The 25,803-nt window shown below is 73.5% G+C and carries 26 protein-coding genes; 10 read left to right on the forward strand and 16 right to left on the reverse strand.

Features of this window, described 5'->3' with window-relative positions; all coding sequences use genetic code 11:
* Positions 1-206 precede the first annotated feature (206 nt).
* Genes ACLQ22_RS24735 through ACLQ22_RS24750 form a run of 4 tightly spaced genes read left to right on the forward strand, consistent with a single transcriptional unit; the run spans position 207 to position 3,716 of the window.
* Positions 207-1,922 (forward strand): nitrite/sulfite reductase, encoded by a 1,716-nt coding sequence (locus ACLQ22_RS24735; protein WP_425694416.1) that lies wholly within the window; start codon positions 207-209, stop codon positions 1,920-1,922.
* The gene (locus ACLQ22_RS24740; RefSeq protein ID WP_121399684.1) at positions 1,919-2,077 is read left to right on the forward strand and encodes an IS1 family transposase; all 159 of its coding nucleotides are present in this window, start codon (positions 1,919-1,921) and stop codon (positions 2,075-2,077) included. Before ACLQ22_RS24735 ends, ACLQ22_RS24740 begins: the two co-directional genes overlap by 4 nt.
* Entirely contained in the window at positions 2,074-2,859 is a 786-nt protein-coding gene (locus ACLQ22_RS24745; RefSeq protein ID WP_425694417.1) for a phosphoadenylyl-sulfate reductase, read from the forward strand. The genes ACLQ22_RS24740 and ACLQ22_RS24745 overlap by 4 nt, the downstream gene beginning before the upstream one ends.
* A 59-nt stretch (positions 2,860-2,918) precedes the next feature.
* Positions 2,919-3,716 carry a sirohydrochlorin chelatase gene (locus tag ACLQ22_RS24750; protein WP_425694518.1) on the forward strand — a complete coding sequence of 266 codons (798 nt, stop codon included), beginning with the start codon at positions 2,919-2,921 and terminating at the stop codon, positions 3,714-3,716.
* A 97-nt stretch (positions 3,717-3,813) separates the two neighbouring features.
* On the opposite strand, the gene ACLQ22_RS24755 is transcribed toward ACLQ22_RS24750, so the two are convergent.
* Both ACLQ22_RS24755 and ACLQ22_RS24760 read right to left on the reverse strand, forming a co-directional pair.
* Positions 3,814-4,071, reverse strand: coding sequence for a WhiB family transcriptional regulator (locus tag ACLQ22_RS24755; RefSeq protein WP_007072794.1), 258 nt, complete (start codon positions 4,069-4,071; stop codon positions 3,814-3,816).
* 451 nt (positions 4,072-4,522) lie between these two features.
* On the reverse strand, positions 4,523-5,473 hold the full coding sequence (locus ACLQ22_RS24760; RefSeq protein WP_121400126.1) for a diacylglycerol/lipid kinase family protein: 951 nt from the start codon (positions 5,471-5,473) through the stop codon (positions 4,523-4,525).
* A 43-nt stretch (positions 5,474-5,516) separates the two neighbouring features.
* Here ACLQ22_RS24760 and ACLQ22_RS24765 point away from each other — a divergent pair, with 43 nt between their 5' ends.
* Complete coding sequence (locus ACLQ22_RS24765; protein WP_121400127.1) at positions 5,517-5,906, forward strand: hypothetical protein; 390 nt, start codon at positions 5,517-5,519, stop codon at positions 5,904-5,906.
* Positions 5,907-5,944: 38 nt separating this feature from the next.
* Here ACLQ22_RS24765 and ACLQ22_RS24770 read toward each other — a convergent pair whose 3' ends face one another.
* Genes ACLQ22_RS24770 through sodN form a run of 3 tightly spaced genes read right to left on the reverse strand, consistent with a single transcriptional unit; the run spans position 5,945 to position 7,359 of the window.
* Positions 5,945-6,352, reverse strand: a complete 408-nt coding sequence (locus tag ACLQ22_RS24770; protein ID WP_121400125.1) for an ATP-binding protein — start codon at positions 6,350-6,352, stop codon at positions 5,945-5,947.
* Positions 6,353-6,376: 24 nt separating this feature from the next.
* Positions 6,377-6,958 (reverse strand): GNAT family N-acetyltransferase, encoded by a 582-nt coding sequence (locus tag ACLQ22_RS24775; protein WP_425694418.1) that lies wholly within the window; start codon positions 6,956-6,958, stop codon positions 6,377-6,379.
* Positions 6,955-7,359 (reverse strand): superoxide dismutase, Ni, encoded by a 405-nt coding sequence (sodN, locus tag ACLQ22_RS24780; protein ID WP_091103276.1) that lies wholly within the window; start codon positions 7,357-7,359, stop codon positions 6,955-6,957. The genes ACLQ22_RS24775 and sodN overlap by 4 nt, the downstream gene beginning before the upstream one ends.
* Positions 7,360-7,445: 86 nt before the next feature.
* Here sodN and ACLQ22_RS24785 point away from each other — a divergent pair, with 86 nt between their 5' ends.
* The 3 genes from ACLQ22_RS24785 to ACLQ22_RS24795 all read left to right on the forward strand — a co-directional run bounded on the left by ACLQ22_RS24785 (position 7,446) and on the right by ACLQ22_RS24795 (position 10,168).
* On the forward strand, positions 7,446-7,796 hold the full coding sequence (locus ACLQ22_RS24785) for a S24 family peptidase (protein ID WP_366639427.1): 351 nt from the start codon (positions 7,446-7,448) through the stop codon (positions 7,794-7,796).
* Positions 7,797-7,936: 140 nt separating this feature from the next.
* Complete coding sequence (locus tag ACLQ22_RS24790) at positions 7,937-9,112, forward strand: NAD(P)-dependent malic enzyme (protein ID WP_425694419.1); 1,176 nt, start codon at positions 7,937-7,939, stop codon at positions 9,110-9,112.
* Between the two features lie 93 nt (positions 9,113-9,205).
* Positions 9,206-10,168, forward strand: coding sequence for a zinc-binding dehydrogenase (locus tag ACLQ22_RS24795; RefSeq protein WP_425694420.1), 963 nt, complete (start codon positions 9,206-9,208; stop codon positions 10,166-10,168).
* A 157-nt stretch (positions 10,169-10,325) separates the two neighbouring features.
* On the opposite strand, the gene ACLQ22_RS24800 is transcribed toward ACLQ22_RS24795, so the two are convergent.
* The 3 genes from ACLQ22_RS24800 to ACLQ22_RS24810 form a co-directional block, all read right to left on the reverse strand.
* Entirely contained in the window at positions 10,326-11,309 is a 984-nt protein-coding gene (locus ACLQ22_RS24800; RefSeq protein ID WP_425694421.1) for an alpha/beta hydrolase family protein, read from the reverse strand.
* A gap of 402 nt (positions 11,310-11,711) precedes the next feature.
* Complete coding sequence (locus tag ACLQ22_RS24805; protein ID WP_425694422.1) at positions 11,712-12,245, reverse strand: nucleotidyltransferase domain-containing protein; 534 nt, start codon at positions 12,243-12,245, stop codon at positions 11,712-11,714.
* 82 nt (positions 12,246-12,327) lie between these two features.
* Positions 12,328-13,188, reverse strand: coding sequence for an alpha/beta hydrolase family protein (locus tag ACLQ22_RS24810; protein ID WP_425694519.1), 861 nt, complete (start codon positions 13,186-13,188; stop codon positions 12,328-12,330).
* 187 nt (positions 13,189-13,375) lie between these two features.
* Here ACLQ22_RS24810 and ACLQ22_RS24815 point away from each other — a divergent pair, with 187 nt between their 5' ends.
* On the forward strand, positions 13,376-13,546 hold the full coding sequence (locus ACLQ22_RS24815) for a hypothetical protein (protein ID WP_425694423.1): 171 nt from the start codon (positions 13,376-13,378) through the stop codon (positions 13,544-13,546).
* A gap of 181 nt (positions 13,547-13,727) precedes the next feature.
* Positions 13,728-14,246: a hypothetical protein gene (locus ACLQ22_RS24820; protein ID WP_425694424.1), complete on the forward strand. Its 519-nt coding sequence runs from the start codon at positions 13,728-13,730 to the stop codon at positions 14,244-14,246.
* Positions 14,247-14,453: 207 nt separating this feature from the next.
* On the opposite strand, the gene ACLQ22_RS24825 is transcribed toward ACLQ22_RS24820, so the two are convergent.
* The 8 genes from ACLQ22_RS24825 to ACLQ22_RS24860 form a co-directional block, all read right to left on the reverse strand.
* Positions 14,454-15,605, reverse strand: a complete 1,152-nt coding sequence (locus ACLQ22_RS24825) for an acetate/propionate family kinase (RefSeq protein ID WP_425694425.1) — start codon at positions 15,603-15,605, stop codon at positions 14,454-14,456.
* A complete protein-coding gene (pta, locus tag ACLQ22_RS24830; RefSeq protein ID WP_425694426.1) occupies positions 15,602-17,674 on the reverse strand; it encodes a phosphate acetyltransferase in 2,073 nt (690 codons plus the stop codon). The genes ACLQ22_RS24825 and pta overlap by 4 nt, the downstream gene beginning before the upstream one ends.
* Before the next feature lie 131 nt (positions 17,675-17,805).
* A complete protein-coding gene (locus tag ACLQ22_RS24835) occupies positions 17,806-18,186 on the reverse strand; it encodes a hypothetical protein (RefSeq protein ID WP_425694427.1) in 381 nt (126 codons plus the stop codon).
* A gap of 569 nt (positions 18,187-18,755) precedes the next feature.
* Positions 18,756-18,935: a DUF6104 family protein gene (locus ACLQ22_RS24840; RefSeq protein WP_121399674.1), complete on the reverse strand. Its 180-nt coding sequence runs from the start codon at positions 18,933-18,935 to the stop codon at positions 18,756-18,758.
* A 270-nt stretch (positions 18,936-19,205) separates the two neighbouring features.
* Positions 19,206-22,943, reverse strand: coding sequence for a multifunctional oxoglutarate decarboxylase/oxoglutarate dehydrogenase thiamine pyrophosphate-binding subunit/dihydrolipoyllysine-residue succinyltransferase subunit (locus ACLQ22_RS24845; protein WP_425694428.1), 3,738 nt, complete (start codon positions 22,941-22,943; stop codon positions 19,206-19,208).
* Positions 22,944-23,224: 281 nt separating this feature from the next.
* A complete protein-coding gene (locus tag ACLQ22_RS24850; protein WP_425694429.1) occupies positions 23,225-24,037 on the reverse strand; it encodes an ABC transporter permease in 813 nt (270 codons plus the stop codon).
* Positions 24,034-24,969, reverse strand: coding sequence for an ABC transporter ATP-binding protein (locus ACLQ22_RS24855; protein ID WP_425694430.1), 936 nt, complete (start codon positions 24,967-24,969; stop codon positions 24,034-24,036). The genes ACLQ22_RS24850 and ACLQ22_RS24855 overlap by 4 nt, the downstream gene beginning before the upstream one ends.
* A gap of 131 nt (positions 24,970-25,100) precedes the next feature.
* On the reverse strand, positions 25,101-25,763 hold the full coding sequence (locus ACLQ22_RS24860) for a hypothetical protein (protein WP_425694431.1): 663 nt from the start codon (positions 25,761-25,763) through the stop codon (positions 25,101-25,103).
* Positions 25,764-25,803 lie beyond the last annotated feature (40 nt).

Here is a 25,803-nt window from a genome sequence, read left to right on the forward strand (position 1 = left end):
CGTCCGCCGCTTCGTGGCCCGTCGCCACGTCGACTACGGCCGCGTGCGCAGCGCGATCTGTCCGGCCCACTGACGACGCCCGACCAATCTGTCTCGGGCGCGCCTCGCGCCGGCTGTTCCGACACCGTTGTCGCCAGCCCGTTCCGACGGGCCGGCCGTGCGCCTTGCGTGTACCCGAGGCACCGCAGACAACGGAGGACGCCGCCATGGCGGTCAGCAGCATCCCGGCCCGGGCCGGGGACCCGACGTCCCCCCGACCGGCCCGGACCCCCCGCCGGCCCCGAGGTGAAGGTCAGTGGGCGCTCGGTCACCGCGAGCCGCTCAACCCCAACGAGCGGATCAAGAAGGACGACGACCCGCTGAACGTACGGGCCCGGATCGAGAACATCTACGCCCACCACGGGTTCGCCTCGATCGACCCGCAGGACCTCCGCGGCCGGTTCCGCTGGTGGGGCCTCTACACCCAGCGCAAGGCGGGCATCGACGGCGGCCGTACGGCCGTGCTGGAGCCGCACGAGCTGGAGGACGAGTTCTTCATGCTCCGGGTCCGGGTGGACGGGGGCGAGCTGAGCCTGGCGCAGCTGCGGGTGGTCGCGGACATCTCCCGCGAGTTCGCCCGGGACACGGCCGACATCACCGACCGGCAGAACATCCAGTACCACTGGATCCGGGTCGAGGACATGCCGGAGATCTGGCGTCGCCTGGAGTCCGTCGGCCTGCAGACCACCGAGGCGTGCGGCGACTGCCCCCGGGTGGTGCTGGGCAGCCCGGTCGCCGGGGTGGCCCGTGACGAGCTGCTCGACCCGACGCCGGCGGTCGACGAGATCGTCCGGCGGTACGTGGGCGACAAGGCGTACTCCAACCTGCCGCGCAAGTTCAAGACCTCCATCTCCTGGCTGGTCGACACCCCGTACGAGGCGAACGACATCTCCTTCCTCGGGGTGGACCACCCGGACCACGGGCCCGGTTTCGACGTCTGGGTCGGCGGCGGCCTGTCCACGAACCCGATGCTGGCCCAGCGGCTCGGCGTCTGGGTGTCGCTGGACGAGGTGCCGGACGTCTGGGCGGGAGTGGTCGGCATCTTCCGCGACTACGGCTACCGCCGGCTGCGCAACCGGGCCCGGCTGAAGTTCCTGGTCGCCGACTGGGGCGTGGAGAAGTTCCGCGAGGTGCTGGAGAAGGAGTACCTGGGCCGGGCGCTGCTCGACGGCCCGGCCCCGCAGCTGCCCGATCGGCCGGTGGACCACATCGGGGTGCACCCGCAGCGCGACGGCCGCAACTACGTGGGCGCCGCCCCGGTGGTGGGCCGGGTCTCCGGCGGGCAGCTCGCCCGCCTGGCCGACGTGGTCGAGGCGCACGGCAGCGGGCGGGTGCGGCTCACCCCGTACCAGAAGCTGCTGGTGCTGGACGTGGCGCCGGAGCGGACCGACTCGCTGGTGCGCGAGCTGCGCGGGATCGGTCTGGAGGCGCAGCCGTCGGCCTGGCGGCGCGGCACGATGGCCTGCACCGGCATCGAGTACTGCAAGCTGGCCATCGTCGAGACCAAGGCGCGCGGCGAGGAACTGGTGGCCCGGCTGGAGGAGCGGCTGCGCGACTTCGACGCCGACATCTCCATCCACCTCAACGGCTGCCCCAACGCCTGCGCCCGCACCCAGGTCGCCGACATCGGCCTCAAGGGCCAGCTGGTGGTCGGCCCGGACGGCCGCCAGGTGGAGGGCTTCCAGGTCCACCTCGGCGGTGGGCTCGGCATGGCCGAGGGACAGACGGCCGGGTTCGGCCGCAAGCTGCGCGGTCTGAAGACCACCGCCGATGAGCTTCCGGCGTACGTGGAGCGGCTGGCCCGGCGTTACCTGGCGGGCCGGGAGGCCGGCGAGACGTTCGCCAACTGGGTGATCAGGGTCGACGAGGAGGAACTCCGATGAGCGAAACCCGTTCCGCGCCGCTGTACTGCCCGTACTGCGGCGAGGAGGACCTGCGGCCGAGCGAGGCCGGCCACGGCGCCTGGGAGTGCCACGCGTGCGCCCGGGTGTTCACGGTGAAGTTCACCGGCCTGCTCGGCCGGGCGGTGGCCCGGTGAGCGGGGGCACGGGCGAGCGGCCCGGCCTCGTCTCGGCGGCGGGCCTGGGCCTGGTCGGCCTGGGCGCCCCGGCACCGGCCGACGCGGTCCGGCGCGATCCCGACGAGCTGCGCGCGCTGGCCGAGCGGGCCGGCCGGGAGCTGGAGGGCGCGCCCGCGCTGGAGATCGCGCGCTGGGCGGCCGAGACCTTCGGCGACCGGTTCTGCGTCACCAGCTCGATGGCCGACGCCGTGCTGGCCCACCTGGTCTCCCGGGTCGCCCCGGGCGTGGACGTGGTCTTCCTCGACACCGGACTGCACTTCCCGGAGACGCTGCGGGTCCGCGACGAGGTGGCCCGGACGCTGCCGGTGAACGTGCGGTCGATCCGGCCGCGCCTCACCGTGGGCCAGCAGGACGGCCAGTACGGCCCGCGCCTGTTCAACAAGGCCCCGGACGACTGCTGCCAGCTGCGCAAGGTGGAGCCGCTGGAGCGGGCGCTCGCCGGCTACGACGCCTGGGCCGCGGGGCTCCGCCGGGACGAGTCGCCGACCAGGGCGAACACGCCGGTGGTGACCTTCGACGCGCGCCGGGGCAAGGTCAAGGTCAACCCGATCGCGGCCTGGCGGCAGGCCGACGTGGACGCCTACGTCGCCCGCTGGAACGTGCCGGTCAACGAGCTGTTCAAGCAGGGCTACGGCTCGATCGGCTGCTGGCCCTGCACCCGCCGCACGAAGGCGGGGGAGGACCCCCGGGCCGGCCGCTGGGCCATGTTCGAGAAGACCGAGTGCGGACTGCACGTCTGACCGGGCCGGTCCCGGGCTCTCCCGCGCCGGGGGCGCCCGGGCCGTGGGGTCCGGTCGGGCTGTCGCGACCGCCCGGGCTGGCGGGGCTGCCCGGGTCGCCGGGGGCGGCCGACCCGGTGGTCCTGGTCGCCCACGGCAGCCGGGACCCGAGGGCCGCCGAGGCGACCCGGGCGCTGGCCCGGGCCGTGTCGGCCGCCCGGCCGGGCACGCCGGTGCTGGCGAGCTGGCTGGACCACACCGAGCCGGGACCGGCGACCGTGCTGCGCGACCTGGCCGCCGCCGGGCACCCGCGCGCCGTGCTGGTGCCGCTGCTGCTCACCGCGGCGTACCACCGGCGGGTGGACGTCCCGGCGGCGGTCGCGGCCGCCCGGGAGGCGGGGCCACCGATCGCGGTACGGGTGACCGACGTGCTCGGCCCGGCCGACGGGGAGGTGGACGCCGGTCTCCTGGCGGGTCTGCGCCGGCGGCTGGGTGAGGCGGGGCCGGGGCGCTTCGACGGGCTGGTGCTGGCCGCGGCGGGCACCAGGGACGCCCGGGCGCGCGGGTCGGTGGGCCGGGTGGCCGCCGCGCTGAGCGCCGGTCTCGGCGTGCCCACCCGCGTGTCGTACGCCTCGGCGGCCCCGCCGGCCGTCGCGGCGGCGGTGGCGCGGCTGCGGGCCCGGGGCGCCGGGCGGGTGGCGGTGTCGGCGTACTTCCTGGCTCCGGGCCTGTTCCACGACGCCGTCGCCACGGCTGCCCGGGACGCCGGGGCGGTGGCGGTGTCCGCCCCGCTGACCGACGCGCCGGAGCTGGCCGATCTGGTCCTGCGGCGCGTGGATGCCGTGAGCCGGGTGGCCGGGCTCACGGCCGGTCCATGATCGGAGGTCGAATCCGCCGGGTACGGCAGACGGCGGGTGGACAGCAGTACGCCCCGGCGGGCGTACCCGGCCGGGGCGTATCGCTGGTGCGTGGGGATCAGGCGGAGTGAGCGCGCAGCACCCGGAGGCCACCGCGGCGCTTGACAGCCCGCCGCTCCTCCTCGCTCATCCCGCCCCAGACGCCGGCGTCCTGACCGGACTCCAGCGCCCACTGCAGGCACTGGTCGGTCACGGAGCAGCGCCGGCAGACGGCCTTGGCCTGCTCGACCTGCAGGAGAGCCGGCCCGGACGTCCCGATCGGGAAGAACAGCTCCGGGTCCTCGTCGCGGCAGACAGCATGGTGACGCCAGTCCATGGCGGCAACACTCCTCATTCTGGGTGGGTGGCAGATATTGCTTCTGTTGCTTTTCCTATATGCATCCGCAGCGCCGAATGGTGACGGTTCGCGTACGCCTATTCGGCAGTGCGTGAGCAGGCTGTGTCGGCCCTGCGGACCTGCTGGAACAGCTCAACCTGACGAGCATATCCAGGCAATGTCCCGGTAACTCAAGTTCGCTTGTGAATACTTTCACGAACGCCCGGGATGTCAAGGGTGACGCTCGGAAAAACTCCGGGCGGTGAGCAAGCCCACAACCCCTTTGTCCGGATTCCAGCGCCTTCCTGGTTACCCGGCGTACCACTGTCGAGGATCAATATAGTACAGTCCGCGTGACATTGCTGACATTTCCGGCACCTGCCCCTCGGTGTGGCGGCCGTCGCATCGGTCCGGTGTCGCGACCGCGTCGACCTACGGCAGTACCCGAGACCTAGCAGATTACTCTCAGTGCGGCGGGAATGGATGTGAATCTGACTTTTTCCCGCTCGCCAAGGTAGTCGCCGTCGAGCTGGAACGCCTGCGGACGGGCCGAGACCAGGGTGAACTCCGCGACATCGTGCAGCCGCAGCACCTGGCGGCCGTGCGGATCCGGCGTCCGGGAGAAGAACTGCGTCACCGTGCGTGTCGTGCTGGCCACCCGGAGCTGCCGCAGCGCGAGCACGTCCAGGCCCAGATCGAACGACGCCTCCGGGTTCGGGTTGACCTCGCGGTCGCCCAGGTACGTCCACGGCGCGGTGTTCTGGATGATGACCGTCGCCAGCTCGCCCTCCGCCGGCTCGCCCGGGCGCTCCAGGCTGATCGCCGGATGGCGGCGGTCGGAGTTGAGGAAGTACTGGGCCACGGTGGACCGGAAGTAGAGGGAGGGGGTCGAGACCCGGCCCCGCCGGCGGGCCTGCTCCACCCGGTGGATGACCGCCGCGTCGACGCCGAAGCCCGCGCAGAAGGTGAAGTAGCGGTCGTCGGCCCGGCCGAGCCCGATCGTCCGGTACCGGCCCAGCCGCAGGCCCTCCAGGATCATGCTGGTCCCGTCCGGCCAGTCCCGGGGCAGGCCCAGCGCCCGCGCGAAGACGTTCGTCGAGCCTCCCGGCACGGTCGCGAGGGCGGGCAGCCGCTCGGCCGGCGTGGCGCCGTTGGGCAGGGTCGGCGGCTGCGCCGTCATCAACCCGTTCACGACCTCGTTCACCGTGCCGTCGCCACCCAACGTGACGACGACGTCGACGCCCTCCTCGGCCGCCTCGCGCGCCAGGTCGGTCGCGTGCCCCCGCCGCCGGGTGTAGCGCACGGAGAGGTCGACTTCGCTGCGCAGTGCCCGGACCAGGACGTCCCGGCTGCGCTCGCTGGTGGTGGTGGCCTTGGGATTGACCACCAGGACGGCCCGCATGGGCGGCACTGTACCGCGCGCCACCACGGGTATCGTGGCGCGCGTGACCATCGACTCCGACCCGATCCCCGTCACCCTCCGCTGGGCGGTCCGGTTGCTGCGGGCCGAGGCGGTCGCCGTGGGACTGGTCGCCGCGTGGCTGCTCTGGGCCGATCTCACCGCCACCACCACCGACCTCACGTCGGCGTTGCTCGTGACCGCGTTCGCCATCGGCGCGGCGGCGGCCCTCTGGGCGCTGGGCGGCGCGCTGACGCGCCGGAGGGCGGGAGCCCGGGCCCCGGCGATCGTGCTCCAGCTGATGCTGCTGCCGATCGGCTGGTTCATGGTCCAGGGCGGGATGGCGTGGCTCGGCGTACCGCTGATGGCGCTCGGCCTCGGCATGACCGCTCTGCTGGTCAGCACCCCCACCACCCGGGCCCTCGGCTTCGAGTGACCCGGCCGGGCCGCGCGGGCGCGGCGCCGGGCGGACGGTCAGTATCCGGAGGCGCGGCGGGTGAGCAGCGAGATGGTGGCCCGGCCGTCGGCGGCCGTCGCGGCCGCCGAGGTGGTCAGCGCGGTGAGCACCTTCCAGGCGAAGGACGACTCGGCGGGAAGCGTGGCGCCACGGACGGTCGGCACGGTCACCTCCACGGTGAGCGCGTCGTCCGTGACCGCGAAGCGGCAGTCGAGTTCCGCGTCGCGGGTGGCGATGGCGAGCAGCATCGCGCACGCCTCGTCGACGGCGATGCGCAGGTCCTCGATCTCGTCGAGGGCGAACTGCAGTCGCGCCGCGAGCCCCGCGGTGGCGGTACGTAGCACCCCGAGGTAGCCCCCGTCCGCGGGCACGGTGAGGTGCACGACGTCGTCGTCGGTCGTCGGCTGCCCGGTCAGTTGAGTCACCACTCATCCCCCCGGTCGGGGACTCTACCCGCTCGGTCGCCCGGACGTGTGGGGACCGCCACGTTCCTGTGCGGCGAGGGCGGTCAGGGCGTCCCCGCTGAGCCGGTAGGGGACCCACTCCTTCATCGGCTGCGCGCCGATCGAGGCGTAGAAGCTGGCGGCCGGGTTCCAGTCGATCATCCACCACTCCAGCCGCTGGTAGCCCCGCTCCACGCAGATCGCGGCCAGGGCGGCCAGCAGCGAACGACCCGCCCCGGTGCCGCGCGCGGCCGGGCGGACGTAGAGATCCTCCAGGTAGATGCCGTGCACGCCGGCCCAGGTGGAGAAGTTGAGGAACCAGAGCGCGAACCCGATCGGTTGGTCCCGGCCGTCCACCGCCACGTGGCCGTGCAGCGCCGGGGCCGGGCCACGACTGCCCCGGCCCGGCGCGTCCGACGCCGCGCCGCGTGGGGCGGTCCCGAACAGGGCGGCGGTGAGCTGCTCCTCGGTGAGGTGGCACTGGTCGGCGGCGCGTTCGTACTCCGCCAGCTCGTGCACCATGGCGACGACGGCCGGCACGTCCTCGGGACGTGCCGGCCGGATCGTCGGCGGACCGGTGAGGGTCACGCCTTCTTGGTCTCCCAGAAGATCTTGGAGATCTCGTCGATCTTCTGGAGCAGCTCGTCGGCCTTGGACGGGTCGGTGCCGCCCTTCGCGCCGGCGGCGCCGGCCAGCTTGGTGGCCTCGTTGAACAGCTGGTGCAGGTGCGGGTACTTCTCGAAGTGGGCCGGCTTGAAGTAGTCGGTCCACAGCACCCACAGGTGGTGCTTCACCAGGTCGGCGCGCTGCTCCTTGATCAGGATGGCGCGGGTGCGGAACTCGGGGTCGGTGTTGGCCTGGTACTTCTCGCAGATCGCCTTCACCGACTCGGCCTCGATCCGGGCCTGGGCCGGGTCGTAGACGCCGCAGGGCAGGTCGCAGTGGGCGCTGGCGGTCACGCGGGGCGTAAGGATGCGCGGAAGTCGCATCAGGATCCTCCATGGGAAGTTTGCGATGATCCAAGACGACATTACTCCTGGACGCGCTCCGGGGAGGCCGGGTGGAGGGGAAACCGATGGGGACCGATTACCCGGCGGTGGGCCCCCGGTTGCGGTGGCCGCTGACCGCCGTCCTGGTGACCGGTCCGTCCATGTCGCCCACGCTGCGGCACGGCGACGCGGTGCTGGTCCGCCCCGGCGGCCGGGCGGTCCGCCCCGGCGACGTCGTGGTCGCGGTCTTCCGCAGCCGCCCCGACCTGCTCGTGGTCAAACGCGCGGTCCGCGCCCAGGACGGCGGCTGGTGGCTGCGCGGCGACAACGACCTGGTCACCGACGATTCCCGGGCGTACGGGGTGGCCGACGTGCGGGGCCGCGTGGTGGCCCGCTACTGGCCCCGGCCCGCGCGGGTGCGCCCGCATCGGATATGACCCCGCTCACACCGGTGTGACGGTGGCGACACTATGCTCCACACGTGCCCGGGTGACCCCCGCACCGCGTGCCGCCGCTCGGCGCCTCACCTCGCGTCCGCGCCGGCCGCCCCGTCTGCTCGACAGATCCTGGAGTCACCATGTCATCGTCCACCGTGGACCCCGCTGATCCCGTCTTCCGGCTGCACCGGGGCGGCAAGATGGCCGTCGCCTCGACCGTCCCGCTGACCAGCCGCGAGGACCTCTCCCTCGCGTACACCCCGGGCGTGGCCCGGGTCTGCGAGGCGATCGCCGCCGACCCGAGGCTCGCCGACGACTACACCTGGGCGTCGCACACCGTCGCGGTCGTCACCGACGGCTCGGCCGTACTCGGGCTCGGCAACATCGGCCCGCGCGCGGCGCTGCCGGTGATGGAGGGCAAGGCGGTGCTGTTCAAGCAGTTCGCCGGGGTCGACGCGGTGCCGGTCTGCCTGGACACCCAGGACGTCGACGAGATCGTGGCCGTGGTGCGCGCGCTGGCCCCGTCGTTCGGCGGGATCAACCTGGAGGACATCAGCGCCCCGCGCTGCTTCGAGGTGGAGCGCCGCCTCGACGAGGCCCTGGACATCCCGGTCTTCCACGACGACCAGCACGGCACCGCGATCGTCGTGCTCGCCGCCCTGCGCAACGCCGCCAGGCTGCTCGACCGCAAGCTCGGCGACCTGCGGGTGACGGTCAGCGGCGCCGGCGCGGCGGGGGTCGCGGTCACGAAGATGCTGATCGCCGGCGGCGTGAACCCCGACCAGGTGGTGGTCTGCGACTCCAAGGGGATCATCGGCCGGCACCGCTCCGAACTGACCGGCACCAAGGCCGAACTGGCGGCGAGCACCAACGCCGGCGGTCGCGAGGGCGACGTCACCGAGGCGCTGCGCGACGCGGACGTGCTGATCGGCGTCTCGGGCGGGCAGATCCCGGAGGCGGCGGTCGCCGGCATGGCGCCCGGCGGCATCGTCTTCGCGCTGGCCAACCCGACGCCCGAGGTGCACCCGGAGGTGGCCGCCCGGCACGTGGCGGTCGTCGCCACCGGCCGCAGCGACTACCCCAACCAGATCAACAACGTGCTGGCCTTCCCGGGCGTGTTCCGGGGCGCGCTGGACGCCCGCGCCACCCGGATCACCGAGGGGATGAAGGTCGCCGCCGCCGACGCCATCGCCGGCGTGGTGGCCGAGTCGCTCACTGCCGAGGCGATCGTCCCGTCCCCGCTCGACCCCCGGGTCGCCCCCGCGGTGGCCGAGGCGGTGGCCGAGGCCGCCCGCCGCGACGGCGTCACCCGCTGACGGTGTGAGAAGGGCCCTTTCCCGCCGCCCGGCGGCGGGAAAGGGCCCTTCCTCGCGTCGGTGCCCTTCTTGTCGGGGGCCCGGCTTGTTACCGTGCCGATCATGCGTGCCGCCTTCGTCTCCCGCTTCGACGACGCCAACCCGCTCGCCGCGCTCGCCGTCGGCGAGCAGCCCGAGCCGACCCACCCGGCCGACGACTGGGTGACCGTGCAGGTGCGGGCCAGCTCCCTCAACCACCACGACCTCTGGTCCCTGCGGGGGGTGGGGCTGCGCGCCGAGCAGCTCCCCATGATCCTCGGCTGCGACGCCGTCGGGGTGGACCCGGACGGCAACGAGGTCGTCGTCTACCCGGTGATCCCCACCCCGGGCGACCCGCGCGGCGTCTCCATCCTCTCGGAGCACTTCCCCGGCACGCTGGCCGAGCGGGTCGCCGTACCCCGGTCGAACCTGCTGGCCCTGCCGGCGGGCCTGGCGGCGGCGGACGCGGCCTGCCTGCCGACCGCCTGGCTGACCGCCTGGCGGATGCTGACCACCGTGGGCCGCGTCGACGACGCGGACGCCGTGCTGGTGCAGGGCGCCGGCGGGGGCGTGGCCACCGCGGCCGTCGCGCTCGCCGCCGCGATGGGCAAGCGGGTGTACGCGACCAGCCGCGACGCCGCCAAGCGGGAGCGGATCGCCGAGCTGGGCGCGACCGCCGTCGAGCCCGGCGCCCGGCTGCCGGAGCGGGTCGACGTGGTCGTCGAGACGGTCGGCGCGGCCACCTTCGACCACTCGCTGAAGTCCGCCGCGCCGATGGCCCGGATCGTGGTCTCCGGCGCCACCGCCGGGCACGAGCCGAAGGTCAACCTGCGCCGGGTCTTCGCCATGCAGCTGGAGATCCTGGGCACCTCGATGGGCACCCCCGACGAGCTGGCCGCGCTGCTCGCGTTCTGCGCCGAGCGCGGCGTGCGCCCGGTGGTGGACACCGTGGTCCCGTTCAGCGAGGTCGCCGACGCCTTCGCCCGCCTGCACTCCGGCGACGTCTTCGGCAAGGTGGTCGTCGACCACACCGCCTGACCGGCGCAGCGGCTGGCCGCCCGGGCCGGGTGTCGTCGTGCCCGGGCGGTCGTCGCGCTCCGACGGTGGGTGCCCGGGTGGTCGGTGCCCGGGTGGCAGGTGCCCGGGTGGTCGACGCCCGGGTGGCCGGCGTGCGCGGGTGTCCCCTCCGCCGGGGTCAGAGGCGGTTGTCGAGGGTGGCGATGTCGTCGCGGGCGGCGTCGGCGGGGATGCGGCCCTTGGCGGCCGGGTCGCCGTAGAGCGACCAGCGCAGGAACTCGACAGTGGTGTCCGAGACCACCCGCAGCGCGGCGCCGTCGCTGAGCAGCGCCCGGCCGTGGTCGCCCTTCGGCAGGCTCAGCATCGCCTTCGGCCAGGGCACCCTGTCGTAGGCGGCCTTGCCGGCGGCGTACTCGACCACCTCGTCGGCCTCGCCGTGCACGAAGAGCTGCGGGGCGGCGGCGCCCGCGAAGGCGGTACCGACGCCGAGCGCCGTGCCGGCGAAGACGACCCCGGCGTCCAGCCGCTCGTCCCGGCCGGCGGTGAACAGGCCGATGGTGGTCACCCCGCCGGCCGAGTGCCCGGCCGCCGCCACCCGGTCCGTGGCCAGCCGGCCGCGCAGCGGGTCGCCGGCGCGGGCGTCGAGGGCGAGCACCTGGGTCAGCACGTACGACACGTCGGCCGGCTGGTTGAGCACGTCGAGCACGTTGCCGTCGCCACCCCGGGCGGTGTGCGGGAAGGTCGGCGCGGCCACCACGAACCCGGCCGCCGTCCAGCGGGTGAGCAGCGTCTCGTAGTCGGCCGGCCGCCCGTTCAACCCGTGGCTGAACATGACGACGGGGAACTTGCCCGTGGCGGCGTCCGCCGACCGCTCCGGCTGCCCACCGGGCTTCCCGGCCGCCGGGTACCAGACGGTCACCGGCAGCGGGCGCTTCCCGTCGCGGTTCAGCTTCAGCTGGCGTACGCCGACGGCGAAGGCCTTGTCGGGCGCGGTGCCGGCGGGCACCTGCGGGGTGGGGGCGGCCGCCTGCGCGGGCGGCGCCGGGGCCGTCACCTGCGGAGCCGCCGCCTGCGGGGCCGGCCCGGCGTCGTCGGAGCAGCCGACCAGACCGGCGGTGAGCAGTGCGGAGGCGAGCAGGGCGGGGGTGACACGACGCGGCATAGGACCGATTGTGCCTCGCGACTCGCCCCCGCCCCCCAACGATCGCCACCCAACCCGCCACACCCACATCGCAGCCACCTCGGCCTTGCACCCGCAGCGCCGCCACCTCGGCCTTGCACCTGCAGCGTGGCCACCCTGGCCTTGCACTTGCAGCGCTGCCACCCTGGCCTTGCACCCGCACCGCGGCCACCCTGGCCTTGCACCTGCAGCGCCCGCTTGCAGTCCGAAGCACCCCGGAGCGCCCGAGCCACCTCGTGGCGCCCGGTGATCAGGACGGCATGGACGTATCCCGGCCTGTTTGAGGTACATGACGTCCTGATCACCGCTGGTCCGTCCGGCGGCGCCTGTTCAGGGGCCCGTTGCCGGGATGGGGCCGGGGGAGGGGACGGGAGCGTCAACCGATCATGGGCGCGGCTCGGGGGCGACGCGGGCGCGGAGGCGGGCGAGGTCGGCGGCGTCCTTGTCTCGCCGGGGCCGGTCCGGCATCCAGACGGGGAACATCTCCTTGAACTCGATCTGGGCGGCCACGGAGATCATCGGGACGGTCAGCGCGCCGATGCGACCGGGCGGGCCGGCCAGCATCCCGTCCGGCAGCGCCGTGCCCGCCCAGGGCCCGGCACCCACCACCACCTGCCCCGTCGCGTCCCGCGACAGGTACGCGACGCTCATCTCGACGTCGTCGCGGACGAGGTCGAGCTGCACGTCGACGGGCATCCGGGGGTCGGGCCGCCAGCCGTGCCCGCGCAGCAGGCCGGCCAGCCGGTCGGCGTCGGCTCGCCAGCAGTACCAGTCGACGTCGACGTGCGGCCGAGTGATCTCACCCAGGTGGAAGTCCATCGCCCAGCCGCCCCGCAGCCACACCCCGATGCCGGCCGCCGTCGCCAGCCCGGACAGCTCCGCGATGCCGTCCAGTTGCCGCCCCGCGAGATCGTCCACGGCGGCACCGTAGCCGGATGGCCCCTCCCCGCGCACGCGCCTTTGCACGCTCAGCCCGTGGCTCCGGGCCGGCGCGGGCGGGTCAGCGGGCGGGGTGGGTCTCGAACGCCGTCACGCCGGGGCGGCGGGCGTCGCCGGGTAGGCGGCGGCCGGCGGCCGGGTCGCCGTAGAGCGTCCAGCGGAGGAAGTCCGTGGTCGTGGCCAGGACCTGGTCGAAGCCGGGCAGTCCCGGGGTGAGGTATTCGCCGTGGCCCTGCCCGAGCAGGCTCAGGAAGGCGGTCGGGCCGGCCGTGCGGTGGTATGCGGCACGGCCGACCGTCACCGGCACGATCTTGTCCGCCGTGCCGTGCACGAAGAGCAGCGGCGCTGCCGGCCCGGCGAAGCTGCCGGCCGTTCCGCCACCGGCGATCACGATGCCGGCGCGCAGCCGCCCCGAGCGCCCGGAGGTGAACATGCCCGCCGTGGTGAAGCCGCCCGCCGAGTGGCCGGCGGCGGCGACCCGGGCGACGTCGAGGTGGCCGGCGAGCGGGTCCCCGGCCCGGGTGTCGAGCCGCACCAGGTGCCGGATCAGCCGCCAGCCGTCGGCGGGCTGGTGGCGTACGTCGGCACGGCTGAACCGGGCGGCGCCGCGCCGGGTGTGCGGGTAGGCCGGGGCGGCCACCACGAACCCGGCGGCGGCCCAGCGCGCGGTCAACCCGGCGTGCAGCTCGGGCAGGCTGTGCAGCCCGTGGCTGTAGACCACCAGGGGGAAGCGCCCGGCGGCCACCGCGCCGCCGTCGGCCGGGTACCAGACGGTCACCGGCAGGGGGCGGGCCGAGGTCGGGTCGACGGTGAACGTGCGTACGCCGACGGCGTAGGCGGCCACGGGCGCCGGACGGGCCGGCGGCGGTGCGCCGGGCGCGGCGGCTCCCGCCGGGGCGCAACCGGCCAGCAGCGTCGTCATCAGTACGGCGACCAGCCGCTTGATCCCCACCGTTTCACGGTAGGTGCCCGACGGCCCGCAGCGGCCCCGCCGTCCGGACCGGACGCCCCGCCACCCGGCCGGATCGCCTCCACCGGCCGGCTCGACCTGACCCCGACGCGGGCGCGGAGGACGGCGGCGTGGGACCGGCTTGGCTAGGGTCACCGCCATGCCTGAGAACCGCACCGACCCGAGCGGCAACACCGAGGCGTTCCGCGCCTACGCCCACACCCCCGAGCCCGAGGCGCCGGCCGGCGCGTCCCGGACGCCGCTGCTCGTCGGCGCGGCGGCGGTCGTGGTCGTGCTGGTCGCCCTGCTCGCCTGGCTCGCGCTGGGCTGAACGCGTGGAGCCACCAGGCGGCCCGGGCCCGGGGGCGGCCCATCCGTCACCCGGTGCCGGCGTCGCCGATGACGGCGGCACCGGCCCTGCCGAACGGGCTGCGGAGCGTGCTCCGGGACGGTGGAGGAGGCTCCGCTCCGGTCTTCGCGGCATCCACCGGGGCAGCGCCGTCCTCGGCCTGGTGCTGCTGCTCGCGGGGCTGACGAACGCGGTGGCCACCGGTGCGTACAAGTGGCACCTGCACGCCAAGGCGGAGCGGTTGCGGGCGGACGGCGTCCCGGTGCGGGCCACGGTGACCGACCGGCGCGACAACGTCGGACGCGGCGGCGGCACCGACACCGTCCAGGTCTGGTACGACTACGAGGGCGTCCAGCACAACGAGCGCATCCTCTGCGGCTCGGCCGGTGGCTGCCTGCGGGATCCACCCGAGGCGATGACGCTCTGGGTCGACCGGGAGCGCCCCGAGGAGTTCGTCGCCGCCAACGGCAACACCGACGACTCGGTCTTCTTCCTCAACTCCTGGGGCGGCATCCCGTTCGGGCTGCTGGTCGCCGTGGCGGGCGGGGCGCTCGTCTTCGCGGCCCTCGTCCCGACCGGGATGTTCGACCGGCCCGCACCCGCACCGCCCCGCCGAGGGCCGGGACCCGACCGGGTCCGGCGTACCCGAGCCGCGCGGCGTCGCGGCAAGGGCCGGCGCTGAGGCCGACGGCGACCCGGCGCCGGCCTCGACCGGTGGGGGTATGAACGCCCGCCGGCAGAGGGCTGCCGGCCACGGTCGCCGCGTCGCGCAGCACAGCGCGAGACAGCGGGCCACCCGGGCCGCCGGCACCGTCTCCCCGAAGAGTGGCCAGGCGGCAGCCGGGCCGGGCGCAACGACCTGCTCGTGCCGTGCCGACCGGTCGGCCCGTCAGCCGGCGGCCTCGATGACGGCCCGGGTCTGGAGGGCGATCTCGCGCTCCTCGTCGGTGCCCACGACGCAGACGGTCACCTCGGTGCCCTGCGGCGAGATGACCCGGTCGCCGGAGGCGGCGTTGCGCTCGGGGTCCACCGCGATGCCGAGCCGCTCCAGACCGGCCAGGGCGGCGGCGCGGACCGGCGCGGCGTGCTCGCCGACGCCGGCGGTGAAGGTGACCGCGTCGACCCGGCCGAGCAGGGCGTAGTACGCCCCGACGTAGCCGGTGATCCGCCGGCAGTAGACGTCGAAGGCGAGCGCCGCCGCCGGGTCGCCGTCCGCCCGGCGGGCGAGCACCTCGCGCATGTCGTTGGCGCCGGTCAGCCCGAGCAGGCCGCTGCGGTGGTTGAGCAGGTCGTCGATCTCGTCGACGGAGAGCCCGCCCTCGCGGCGCAGGTGGAAGATCACGGTCGGGTCCAGGTCGCCGCTGCGGGTGCCCATCACCAGGCCCTCCAGCGGGGACATCCCCATCGAGGTGGCCACGCTCCGGCCGCCGGCCACCGCGCAGGCGCTCGCGCCGTTGCCGAGGTGCAGGGTGATCGTGTTCACCTCGGCGTACGGGCGGCCGAGCAGCTCGGCGGTGCGCCGCGACACGTACGCGTGCGAGGTGCCGTGGAACCCGTAGCGCCGGATGCCGTACCGCGCGGCGGTGTCCCGCTCGATCGCGTAGGTGGCGGCGGCCTCGGGCAGGGTGTGGTGGAACGCGGTGTCGAAGACGGCGACCTGCGGCACCTCCGGCAGCGCCGCCCGGGCGACTTCGATGCCGGTCAGGTTGCCGGGGTTGTGCAGCGGCGCGAGCGGGACCAGGTCGCGGATCGCGGCCAGCACCGCGTCGTCGATGAGCACCGGCTCGCCGAACCGCTTTCCGCCGTGCACCACGCGGTGCCCGACGGCGGCCAACCCGGTCAGGTCAAGCCCGTCGAGGATGCCCCGGACGGCCGTCTCGTGGTCGGCCGGTCCGCCGCCGGCCTCGCCGACCCGCTCCACGGTGCCCTTGTCGACCACCCGGTCGCCGTCGAAGAGCCGGAACTTCACCGACGACGACCCGCAGTTGAGGACGAGGACGCGATCCGCCGGGCGCTGCTGCGGGGTGGCGGGACCGTTCATGACGACTCCTCGGTGGCGGCGGCCTGGATGGCGGTGATCGCCACGGTGTTCACGATGTCCGGCACGGTGGCGCCCCGGGACAGGTCGTTGACCGGCCGGCGCAGGCCCTGCATCACCGGCCCGACGGCCACCGCCCCGGCGGAACGCTGCACCGCCTTGTACGTGTTGTTGCCCGTGTTCAGGTCCGGGAAGACGAAGACCGTGGCCCGGCCGGCGACCTCGCTGCCGGGCAGCTTCGTCGCCGCCACCGCCGGGTCGATGGCCGCGTCGTACTGGATGGGCCCCTCGACGAGCAGGTCGGGCCGGCGCTCGCGGACCAGCTTGGTGGCCGCCGCGACCTTCTCCACGTCGGCGCCCGCCCCGGAGCTGCCGGTGGAGTAGGAGAGCATCGCGACCCGTGGTTCGATGCCGAACCGGGCGGCGGTGTCGGCCGAGGAGATGGCGATGTCGGCGAGCTGGGCGGCGTCCGGATCGGGGTTGACCGCGCAGTCGCCGTAGACCAGCACCCGGTCGGCGAGCAGCATGAAGAAGACGCTGGAGGCGACCGAGACGCCCGGCACGTTCCGGATGATCTCGAACGCGGGCCGGATGGTGGCGGCGGTGGTGTGGGTCGCGCCGGAGACCATCCCGTCGGCGTGCCCCGTCTGCACCATCAGGGTGCCGAAGTAGTTCGGCTGGGCGACGACGTCGTGGGCCAGGTCGAGGGTCACGCCGCGGTGGGCGCGCAGCTTGGCGTACGTGGCGGCGAACTCGTCGCGCCACTCGCTGGTGACGGGGTCGACCACCTGCGCGCCCGTGATGTCGATGCCCAGTTCGCGGGTGCGCCGCGCGATGTCGTCCGGGCGGCCGAGCAGGGTGATGTCGGCGACGCCCCGGCGCAGCAGGATCTCCGTCGCCCGCAGGATCCGTTCCTCCGCCCCCTCGGGCAGCACGAGGTGCCGGCGGCGGGCCCGGGCGCGGTCGATCAGGTCGTACTCGAACATCAGCGGGGTGACCCGCGCGGAGCGGCTGACCCGCAGCCGGCGGGCCAGGTCGTCGGTGTCCACGCAGCGCTCGAACGCGCCGAGCGCGGCCTCCACCTTGCGCGGGTTGGCCGCGCTGGGTCGCCCCTCGATCCGGCTGGACGCGGCGACGGTGTCGTAGCTGTCGCTGGGCACGGAGAGCACCGCGAGCCCGGTGTTGAGCCCTTCGACCAGCCGCATCGCCCGCGGGTCGGGCTGCTCGCCGAGGGTCAGCACGAGCCCCGAGACGGAGACCTGCCCGGCCACGTGCGCGGCGCTCGCCGCGACCAGCAGGTCGGCCCGGTCGCCGGGGGTGATCACCAGAGCGCCCTCGGTTAGGTGGTCCAGCAGCGTCGGCACGTGCGCCGCGCCGACCACGTAGTCGAGCACGTCGCGGCTGAGCGCGTCGTCGTCCCCGGCGAGCAGGGTGGCGCCGAGCGCCGCCGCCACCTCGGCCACCGTCGGCGCCGACACGGTCGGCACCTCCGGGATGGCGTACGTGGGCACGGGCAGCTCCGGCAGCGTCATCGGGCCGGGGACCCGGTTGGCGATCACCGCCAGCACCGTCGCCCCGAGGTCCGCCAGATCGTGGTACGCCCCGCGTGCGGCGGCCGCGATCGCCGCCGGCTCCTGCCCGAAGCCGTCGACGACGGGCACCACCACGCTGCCGAACTCGGTGGCCAGCCGGGCGTTGAAGGCCAGCTCGCGGGGGCCGGCCCCGTCGCCGCCGTCGGCGAAGTCGCTGCCGACCACGACCACGGCGGGGCAGCGCCGTTCGACCTCCCGGTACCGCTCGACGATGCCGGCGACGAGCTGTTCCCGCCGCCCGTCGGCGACCAGCGCGGTCGCCTCGGCGTAGCTGGTGCCGCTCAGGTCGGCCAGCGGAAGCTCGATCCGGTAGCGGTCACTGAGCAGGGCGAGGATCGGGTCGGGGCCGTCCCCGCGCACCAGCGGCCGGAACGCGCCGATCCGCTCGACCTGCCGGGACAACAGCTCGGCCAGGCCGAGGGCGATGGTCGACTTTCCGCCGCCGGACCCCACGCTGGTCAGGTACACACTCCGCGCCACTCACCCACCCTAGAAGATCTTCGGGTTCCCGGCTCGGGTCCTTCGCCCCCCTTTCGTTGATCATGACGTTGCCGTCACGCCACGCCGGGACCGGCTGCCGGCAACGCCATGATCAACGGTGCGGGGTGGGGTCAGTGGGCGGGGTCGGTGGGTGGGTATTGGCGGCGCATCCAGGAGGGCATGTCGGCGAGGCGCTTCTGGCCGAAGCCGCCGCAGATCTGGCAGACCTTCGCGCCGAAACAGACGACGCACCGTCGCTCCCCGCCGCTGTCGTCGAGGAGGTATCCCCGGGTGAGGCACTCCGGGCACCAGCCGATCCCGTCGCAGTCGAGGCAGAGCACGTGACCGGGCTTGCGGGTGGCTTCGGTGACGACCGGCTCGGGCGGTACGAACCGCTTCGGCGGCGCGGGAGGGGGAGGGGGGCCGATGGCAGTGCCGGCTGGATCCGCGTAGAGCAGGACGGGCGGGGTGCTGCCGCCGAGGTCGGCCCGGGACAAGCCGGGGAACGCCATGAGCCAGAGGAAGAAGCCGTCGCGGGTGGCCGACGCGGTGGCGACCGCCGTCGAGGAGGCGTCGAGATCGGTGTGCCAGCCTGCGCCGCGAGCCGGTGCGCGATGTGCTGGACGACCTCGGCCGAGCCGAAGTCGGTGGTGAGCCGGAGCGTCGCCCGGCGGGCGTACCACAGTGGTTCGTGCCAGAGGTCCTCCTCCGGCTCCCGGGACATCGGGACGGGGAGCCTCTGCCCGGGGGCGAGGTGGGCGGCTACCCCGAGGATTTCCTCGCGCAGGACGCGACTGTGTCGTTCCAGCGTCTTTCGCGCGCCGGGAACCTCGGCGACGTCCGCCCAGGCGTCGGTCACGGCGCCTCTGCCGGTCGCTCCGGCGCTTCCGCCCGTTCCGGGGCCCTCCGCCGGTCGCCCCGGCGCCCCGCCCGCTCCGGGGCCCGCGCGCGGGCGGGACGGCGGTGGGCGCCGTCGGCCGACGCGACCGTGGCGCCGCTGGGCGTCTCCATGCCGTGCCCCGACCCGTCGAGCGGACAGACCGACGTCACTGTAACGCCGCGCCCGTCGACTCGGGTAGAGCTACTCGTCGTCGGGGTCGTCGAGGCGGGCCAGCCAGGTGGCGAAGCGCTCGATCGGGGTCTCGAACTCGGGGTTGAGGTCGACGAAGTCGCGCAGGCGCTCGCCGAGCCACTCCATGCTGACCTGCTCGTCGCCCCGGCGCTGGACCAGTTCCTCGATGCCTCGATCGGTGAAGTACATGCTTTCCGTTGCCTCCTCGTGGTCGGTGTGCGTCCCGGCGCTCCGCGCGGGCCGGCCCCGCCGGACCCTCGCGCCGGTGGGGCCGGGCCCGCCGGATTTTCGCGCCGGTGTGGCCGGGCCCCGCCGGGCTCGTGCTGTCGTGGCCGGGCGCCGCCGGATTCTCGCGCCGGTGCGGACAGGTGCCGTCGCGTGCGGGCCGGGCGGGACGGCGAGCGGGGCAGAGCCGTCGTGTCGACGGCTCTGCCCCGGTGCGCTGGGTGGTGCGTCAGGTCACGGGCGGGGCAGGGCCGCCTCGATCAGCGCGGTCTGCTCGACCTCGTGCATCTTCGCCGAGCCGACGGCCGGGGCGGCGGCGGCCGGGCGGGAGATCCGGCGCAGCCGGACCTCCGTCAGGTGCTCCAGCAGGTTGAGCGCGACGAACGACCAGGCACCCTGGTTGGCCGGCTCCTCCTGCACCCAGGCGAAGTCCTCGGCATTCGGGTACGCCGCGAGGGCGGCCCGGATCTCCTCGACCGGCATCGGGTAGAGCTGCTCGATCCGGATGATCGCGGTGTCGGTGACGCCGCGCTCGGCGCGGGCCTGGAACAGGTCGTAGTAGACCTTGCCCGAGCAGAGCAGCACCCGCTTCACCTGCTCCGGCGCCGGAGCGCCCGAGTCGGGCAGCACCGGCTGGAAGGTGCCGGAGGTGAAGTCCTCGACCGAGGAGACGCAGAGCTTGTGCCGCAGCAGCGACTTCGGCGTGAACACCACCAGCGGCTTGCGCTTCGGCGAGAGCGCCTGGCGGCGCAGCAGGTGGAAGTAGTTCGCCGGGGTGGTCGGGATGGACACCCGCATGTTGTCCTCGGCGCACATCTGCAGGAACCGCTCCGGGCGGCCGGAGGTGTGGTCCGGGCCCTGGCCCTCGTGGCCGTGCGGCAGCAGCAGCGTGACGGCGGAGCGCTGGCCCCACTTCACCTCGCCGGAGGAGATGAACTCGTCGATGACCGACTGGGCGCCGTTGACGAAGTCACCGAACTGCGCCTCCCAGCACACCAGCGCGTCGATGTTCTCCACCGAGTAGCCGTACTCGAAGCCCATCGCCGCGTACTCGCTGAGCAGGGAGTCGTGCACGAAGAACCGGGACCGCTCGCCGTCGCCGGTAAGCGACTGCAACGGCAGGTAGTCGTTGCCGGTCCGGGAGTCGACCACGGAGGCGTGCCGCTGCACGAAGGTGCCCCGGCGGGAGTCCTGCCCGGCGAGCCGGACGGTGACCCCGTCGTGCAGCAGCGCGCCGAACGCGATGATCTCGCCGAAGCCCCAGTCGATGTTGCCCTCGACGGACATCTTGGCCCGCCGGTCGAGCAGCTGCTGGATCCGCTTGTGCGGGGTGAAACCCTCCGGCAGGTTGACGTGCGCCTCGCCGACGGCCTTGACGACGGCGGCGTCGGTGGCGGTCTCCACCTGCGGCTCCGGCTCGTCCTCCCGCTTGGGGCGGCTGAGCTGCCGCGGCGTGGTGGCCGCGTCGCGGGTGGCCTTGAAGACCCGCTCCAGCTGCGACTGGTAGTCGCGCAGCAGCTCCTCCGCGTCCTCCACGGTGATGTCGCCGCGCCCGATCAGCTCCTCGGTGTAGAGCTTCCGGACGGACCGCTTCGAGTCGATGATCTTGTACATCTGCGGGTTGGACATCGACGGGTCGTCGCCCTCGTTGTGCCCGCGCCGGCGGTAGCAGACCATGTCGATGACGACGTCCTTGTTGAACGCCTGCCGGTACTCGAAGGCCAGCCGGGCGACCCGGACCACGGCCTCGGGGTCGTCGCCGTTGACGTGGAAGATCGGCGCCTGGATCATCCGGGCGACGTCCGTGCTGTAGAGGCTGGAGCGGCTGTACTCCGGGGCGGTGGTGAAGCCGACCTGGTTGTTGACCACCACGTGGACGGTGCCGCCGGTGCGGTAGCCGCGCAGCTGGGAGAGGTTGAGCGTCTCGGCGACCACGCCCTGACCGGCGAAGGCGGCGTCACCGTGCACCGCCAGCGGCAGCACGGTGTAGCCCTCCAGCTTGAGGTCTATCCGGTCCTGCTTGGCCCGGACGATGCCCTCCAGCACCGGGTCGACGGCCTCCAGGTGCGACGGGTTCGCCACCACCGAGACCTTGACCGCGTGGTCGCCGTCGGGGGTGGTGAACTTGCCGTTCTGGCCCAGGTGGTACTTCACGTCGCCGGAGCCCTGGGTGGAGCGCGGGTCCAGGTGCCCCTCGAACTCCGAGAAGATCTTCTCGTACGGCTTGCCGACGATGTTGGCCAGCACGTTGAGCCGGCCACGGTGGGCCATGCCGATGACGACCTCGTCCAGCCCGCCCTCGGCGGAGGCCTCCAGCACCTCGCCGAGCAGCGGGATCAGCGACTCGCCGCCCTCCAGCGAGAAGCGCTTCTGCCCGACGTACTTGGTCTGGAGGAAGGTCTCGAACGCCTCGGCGGCGTTGAGCCGGTTGAGCACGTGCTTCTGCTCGTCGGCCGACGGCTTCTCGTACTTGCGCTCGATCCGCTCCTGGATCCAGCGCCGCTCCTCCGGATCCTGGATGTGCATGTACTCGATGCCGACGCGCCGGCAGTACGAGTCGCGCAGCACGCCGAGGATGTCGCGCAGCTTCATCCGCTGCTTGCCCGCGAAGCCGTTGACCGGGAACTCGCGGTCGAGGTCCCAGAGGGTCAGCCCGTGCTGGAGCACGTCCAGGTCGGGGTGCTTGCGGATCTTGAACTCGAGCGGGTCGGTGTCGGCCATCAGGTGCCCGCGCACGCGGTACGCGTGGATCAGCTCGTGCACCCGGGCGGTCTTGTTGATCTGGCCCTCGTTGTTGACCGCGACGTCGCGCATCCAGCGCACCGGCTCGTACGGGATGCGCAGCGAGGTGAAGATCTGGTCGTAGAAGCCGTGCTCGCCGAGCAGCAGCTCGTGCATGACCTTCAGGAACTCGCCGGACTGGGCGCCCTGGATGATCCGGTGGTCGTACGTGCTGGTGAGGGTGATGACCTTGCTGACGGCCAGCTCGGCCAGGGTGGCCTCGGACATGCCCTGGTAGGGGGCCGGGTACTCCATCGCGCCGACGCCGATGATCGCGCTCTGCCCCTGCATGAGCCGCGGCATCGAGTGCACGGTGCCGATGCCGCCCGGGTTGGTCAGCGAGATCGTGGTGCCGGAGTAGTCGTCCATGGTCAGCTCGTTGCGGCGGGCGCGCCGGACCACGTCCTCGTACGCCTGCCAGAACTGCCGGAAGTCCATCTGCTCGCAGGCCTTGATGGAGGGGACCACCAGGTTGCGGCTGCCGTCCGGCTTGGTCAGGTCGATCGCGATGCCCAGGTTGACGTGCTCCGGCCGGACCATGACCGGCTTGCCGTCGACCTCGGCGAAGGAGTTGTTCATCTCCGGGTGGGCGACCAGGGCGCGGACCATCGCGTACCCGATGAGGTGGGTGAAGCTGACCTTGCCACCACGCCCACGGGTGAGATGGTTGTTGATCACGATGCGGTTGTCGACCAGCAGCTTGGCCGGGACGGCGCGCACGCTGGTGGCGGTCGGCACGGCCAGCGAGGCGTCCATGTTCTGGACGATCTTCGCGGCCACGCCGCGCAGCGGGGTGGTCTGCGGGCCGGTGGCGGTGGGCTTGGTCGCCGCGGGCTTGGCGGGAGCCGCCTTCTCGGGCGCCGGCTTGGCCGGGGCGGCCTTGGCGGCGGGCTTCTCCGGCTTGGGCTCCGGCTTCTTCTCGGCCGGCTTCTTCTCCGCCGGCTGTGCGACCGCGGCGGCCGCCTCCTGCTGGCCGGCGGGCTCCGGCTTGGCGGCCGGCTTCGGGGCCTGCTCAGCTCCGCGCGGCTTCCCGGCGCCGGGCGCCGGGCGGTAGTCCGCGAAGAAGTCGTGCCAGGCCGAATCGACGCTGGTGGGGTCGGCGAGGTAGCGCTGGTACATCTCCTCGACGATCCACTCGTTCGGACCGAAACCCGCCAGTGGGTTCTCCTGCGAAGTCTGCTGGGTCGACACGGCCGGTAATCGCCTCTTTCACGCGGGTTTGTGTGTCACGCGGTGTCCGGTGTCCGCCCTGCCTTCGGGCGCGCACGAGACGGCTCCCAGGCTACGCCGTACGGATGCCACAGGCATTTCCGCCTCCGACCCGTGGCCGGTTTCACAGAAGATGCCAGAAGTTCACCAAACGCTGCGTGTGCGGTCGGCTGCTGGTAAGGCCGGGTGTGGTGGTGAGCCCCACGTCGCGCGGCGGCGGGTGTGGTGCCCGGCACCACCCCCGCCGCCGTCGCCCGAACGCGTCAGGAGATGTCGCGCCGCCGGGTGATGAGGACGCCGACGACCCCGCTCACCACCGCGTAGCCGATCAGCACGAGCGCGCCGACCCACCACGCGGGGGTGAAGTCCGTCTGACCCTCGCTGACCATGACGGTCGAGGCGATGGCCGGCCAGATCACCTGCCACTTGACCACGGCCTCGCTGTCGAGCAGGTTCGAGAGCAACATGAACAGCAGCCCCACCACCTGCGTGCCGACCAGGTAGAGCACCGCGGCGGTGATCACCGCGCCGAGCTGGTTGGTGATCAGCGTGCCGATGCCGATGCCGAGGACCGTCCAGATCGCGTACGCCAGCAGGTTGAGCAGCAGCGCCCGCTGCACGGCCCACTCGCCGAGCAGGGCGCCGTGGCCGTTGGCCGACAGGAACACCGCCCCGGCGACCAGGTCGATCAGCGTGGTCACCAGCCAGAAGCCGATGCCCAGCAGGCTGGCGGCGACCAGCTTGCTGAGGATCACCGACGTGCGCCGCGGCGTGGCGAGGAACGTCGTGGTCGCCGTCTGGTGGAAGAACTCGTTGGTGACCATCAGGATGCCGATGAGCATCACGAACATCAGGCCCAGGTACTGCCCCGAGGTGTAGAGGTTCGCCGCCTGCGCCGCCGGTGACGCCTGGTCGCCGGTGACGCCCAGCTCCTCGGCGTTGCCGCTCAACGCCTCGTTGGCGACCCAGGCGTTGAACGCGAAGGCCAGTGCGATCGACAGGAACGCGGCGATGGCCAGCCACCACCACGTGCTGGTGGTGCGGATCTTGAGAAGCTCGGACCGGACGAGGTTCATCGGATGCCCGCCTTTCCGGCCGTCAGCTCCAGGAAGACCCGTTCCAGGTCGGGCCGTTCCGTGGTCAGTTCGTGCAGTTCGACGCCCGCCGTCAGGGCGACCCGCCCCACGGTCGGGGCGTCCACCCCACCCACCAGCAGGACGCCGTGCTCGTCGACGTCGATGGTGGCCGGCCCCTCCTTGAGGGCGGCGGTCAGCGCGTCGGCCTGCGGGGTGCGCACCCGGACCCGGACGCCCTGCGCCATCGAGCCCATCACCTGCTCGACCGTGCCCTGCCGGACCAGCTGCCCGGCGGCGATGATCACCACGTCGTCGGCGAGCAACTGCATCTCCGACAGCAGGTGGCTGCTGACCAGCACCGTGCGGCCCTCGTGCGCGAGGTTCTTGAGGAACCCGCGCATCCACCGGATGCCCTCCGGGTCGAGCCCGTTGGCGGGCTCGTCGAGGATCAGCACCCGGGGGTCGCCGAGCATCCCGGCGGCGATGCCGAGCCGCTGCTTCATGCCGAGCGAGTAGCCCTTGAACTTGCGCTTCGCCGCCGGGGTGAGCCCGACCTGCGCCAGCGCCTCGTCGGCCCGCTGCTTCGGCAGCCCGGCCGCCGCGGCGATGACCCGCAGGTGGTTGATGCCGGTGCGGCCCTTGTGCGCGCTGGAGGCCTCCAGCACGGCGCCGACGTGCCGCAGCGGGTCGGTCAGGTCGGCGTACCGACGCCCGCCGATGGTGGCCGTCCCGCTGGTCGGCGTGACCAGGTTCAGCAGCATCCGCAGCGTGGTGGTCTTGCCGGCGCCGTTGGGGCCGAGGAAGCCGGTCACCCGCCCCGGTCGAACGGTGAACGACAGGTCGTTGACGGCCCGGACGTTCTTGTACTGCTTCGTCAGACCGGACACCACGATCTGACCGTCACCGGTGGGGCTTCTCTGCCCGTCAGTCATTGCTCTCCTTCGTGCGGTGGCGTCGGGGTACGCCGTGACACAGCGTGGCGGGCGGGCGCAACCAGGTCAATCAGGCGCACTTCCGAGATCCACCTCCGCCTCAGGCAGGAGGCCCTCATCCCCAGGAACGATTATCGGGCGTCGTCGGCCACGGCGATCCAGGTTGCCCGGGCCTGGGCCAGGAGGGCGCCGTCGGGGGCGTACAGGCTGGTGTGCACGAGCGCCTTGCGGCCCTCGCCGCCGACCATGACGCCGGTCACCACGCACTCGTCGCCCGGCTCCGGCAGCGCCGCGACCACCGCCGCGATCCGGCCGAGGACGTACGGCCGGCCGGGGGCGATCACCGCCCAGCCGCCGGGGCAGTCCAGCGCCGCCCAGACGGTGGCGGTCGTGACCGACCCGGGCACCCGGAACGGCGCGGCGGTACGGCCGTCCGGCAGCCGTCCCGGAAAGATCCGCAGCCCGTCGGTGCGGTCCGGGCCGCAGACGTAGCAGCCCGGGAAGGGGTGGTCGACCAGCCCGGGGTACGCCGCCGAGGCGGCCCGCGCGGCCGGCAGGTCCACCGGCGGCACCACCGCCCGGGGGTCCTCCGTGGGGCGGACCTGGGCGACGGTCAGGCCCTGCGGGTCGCGGACCTCCCCGTCGGCGAGAGTGAGCGGGGTCTCCAGCGGGGGTGGGCGACGCAACGTCACCTCGACCGCCCCCGGGGCGCCGGACGCGGCGGCGAAGACCCCGGCGCTCCAGCCGCCGTTGCCCGAGCCGGGTGGCCCGTTGAAGCGCGACCCGATGATCATCATTCACCTCCGGCGAGGGCGCCCGGCCCCGTCGCCGGCA

The organism is Micromonospora sp. DT178, from assembly GCF_049841695.1.
GTDB lineage: Bacteria > Actinomycetota > Actinomycetes > Mycobacteriales > Micromonosporaceae > Micromonospora.

Coding starts and splice junctions, on each gene's coding strand:
- ACLQ22_RS24810 (WP_425694519.1), bottom strand. CDS start 13,188: ATGACGACGCTGCTGGCCGGTTGCGCCCCGGCGGGAGCCGCCGCGCCC.
- ACLQ22_RS24800 (WP_425694421.1), bottom strand. CDS start 11,309: ATGCCGCGTCGTGTCACCCCCGCCCTGCTCGCCTCCGCACTGCTCACC.
- ACLQ22_RS24815 (WP_425694423.1), top strand. CDS start 13,376: ATGCCTGAGAACCGCACCGACCCGAGCGGCAACACCGAGGCGTTCCGC.
- sodN (WP_091103276.1), bottom strand. CDS start 7,359: ATGCGACTTCCGCGCATCCTTACGCCCCGCGTGACCGCCAGCGCCCAC.
- ACLQ22_RS24740 (WP_121399684.1), top strand. CDS start 1,919: ATGAGCGAAACCCGTTCCGCGCCGCTGTACTGCCCGTACTGCGGCGAG.
- ACLQ22_RS24850 (WP_425694429.1), bottom strand. CDS start 24,037: ATGAACCTCGTCCGGTCCGAGCTTCTCAAGATCCGCACCACCAGCACG.
- ACLQ22_RS24785 (WP_366639427.1), top strand. CDS start 7,446: ATGGGGACCGATTACCCGGCGGTGGGCCCCCGGTTGCGGTGGCCGCTG.
- ACLQ22_RS24840 (WP_121399674.1), bottom strand. CDS start 18,935: ATGTACTTCACCGATCGAGGCATCGAGGAACTGGTCCAGCGCCGGGGC.
- ACLQ22_RS24825 (WP_425694425.1), bottom strand. CDS start 15,605: ATGAACGGTCCCGCCACCCCGCAGCAGCGCCCGGCGGATCGCGTCCTC.
- ACLQ22_RS24855 (WP_425694430.1), bottom strand. CDS start 24,969: ATGACTGACGGGCAGAGAAGCCCCACCGGTGACGGTCAGATCGTGGTG.
- ACLQ22_RS24835 (WP_425694427.1), bottom strand. CDS start 18,186: ATGGCGTTCCCCGGCTTGTCCCGGGCCGACCTCGGCGGCAGCACCCCG.
- ACLQ22_RS24760 (WP_121400126.1), bottom strand. CDS start 5,473: ATGCGGGCCGTCCTGGTGGTCAATCCCAAGGCCACCACCACCAGCGAG.
- ACLQ22_RS24790 (WP_425694419.1), top strand. CDS start 7,937: ATGTCATCGTCCACCGTGGACCCCGCTGATCCCGTCTTCCGGCTGCAC.
- ACLQ22_RS24755 (WP_007072794.1), bottom strand. CDS start 4,071: ATGGACTGGCGTCACCATGCTGTCTGCCGCGACGAGGACCCGGAGCTG.
- ACLQ22_RS24860 (WP_425694431.1), bottom strand. CDS start 25,763: ATGATCATCGGGTCGCGCTTCAACGGGCCACCCGGCTCGGGCAACGGC.
- ACLQ22_RS24735 (WP_425694416.1), top strand. CDS start 207: ATGGCGGTCAGCAGCATCCCGGCCCGGGCCGGGGACCCGACGTCCCCC.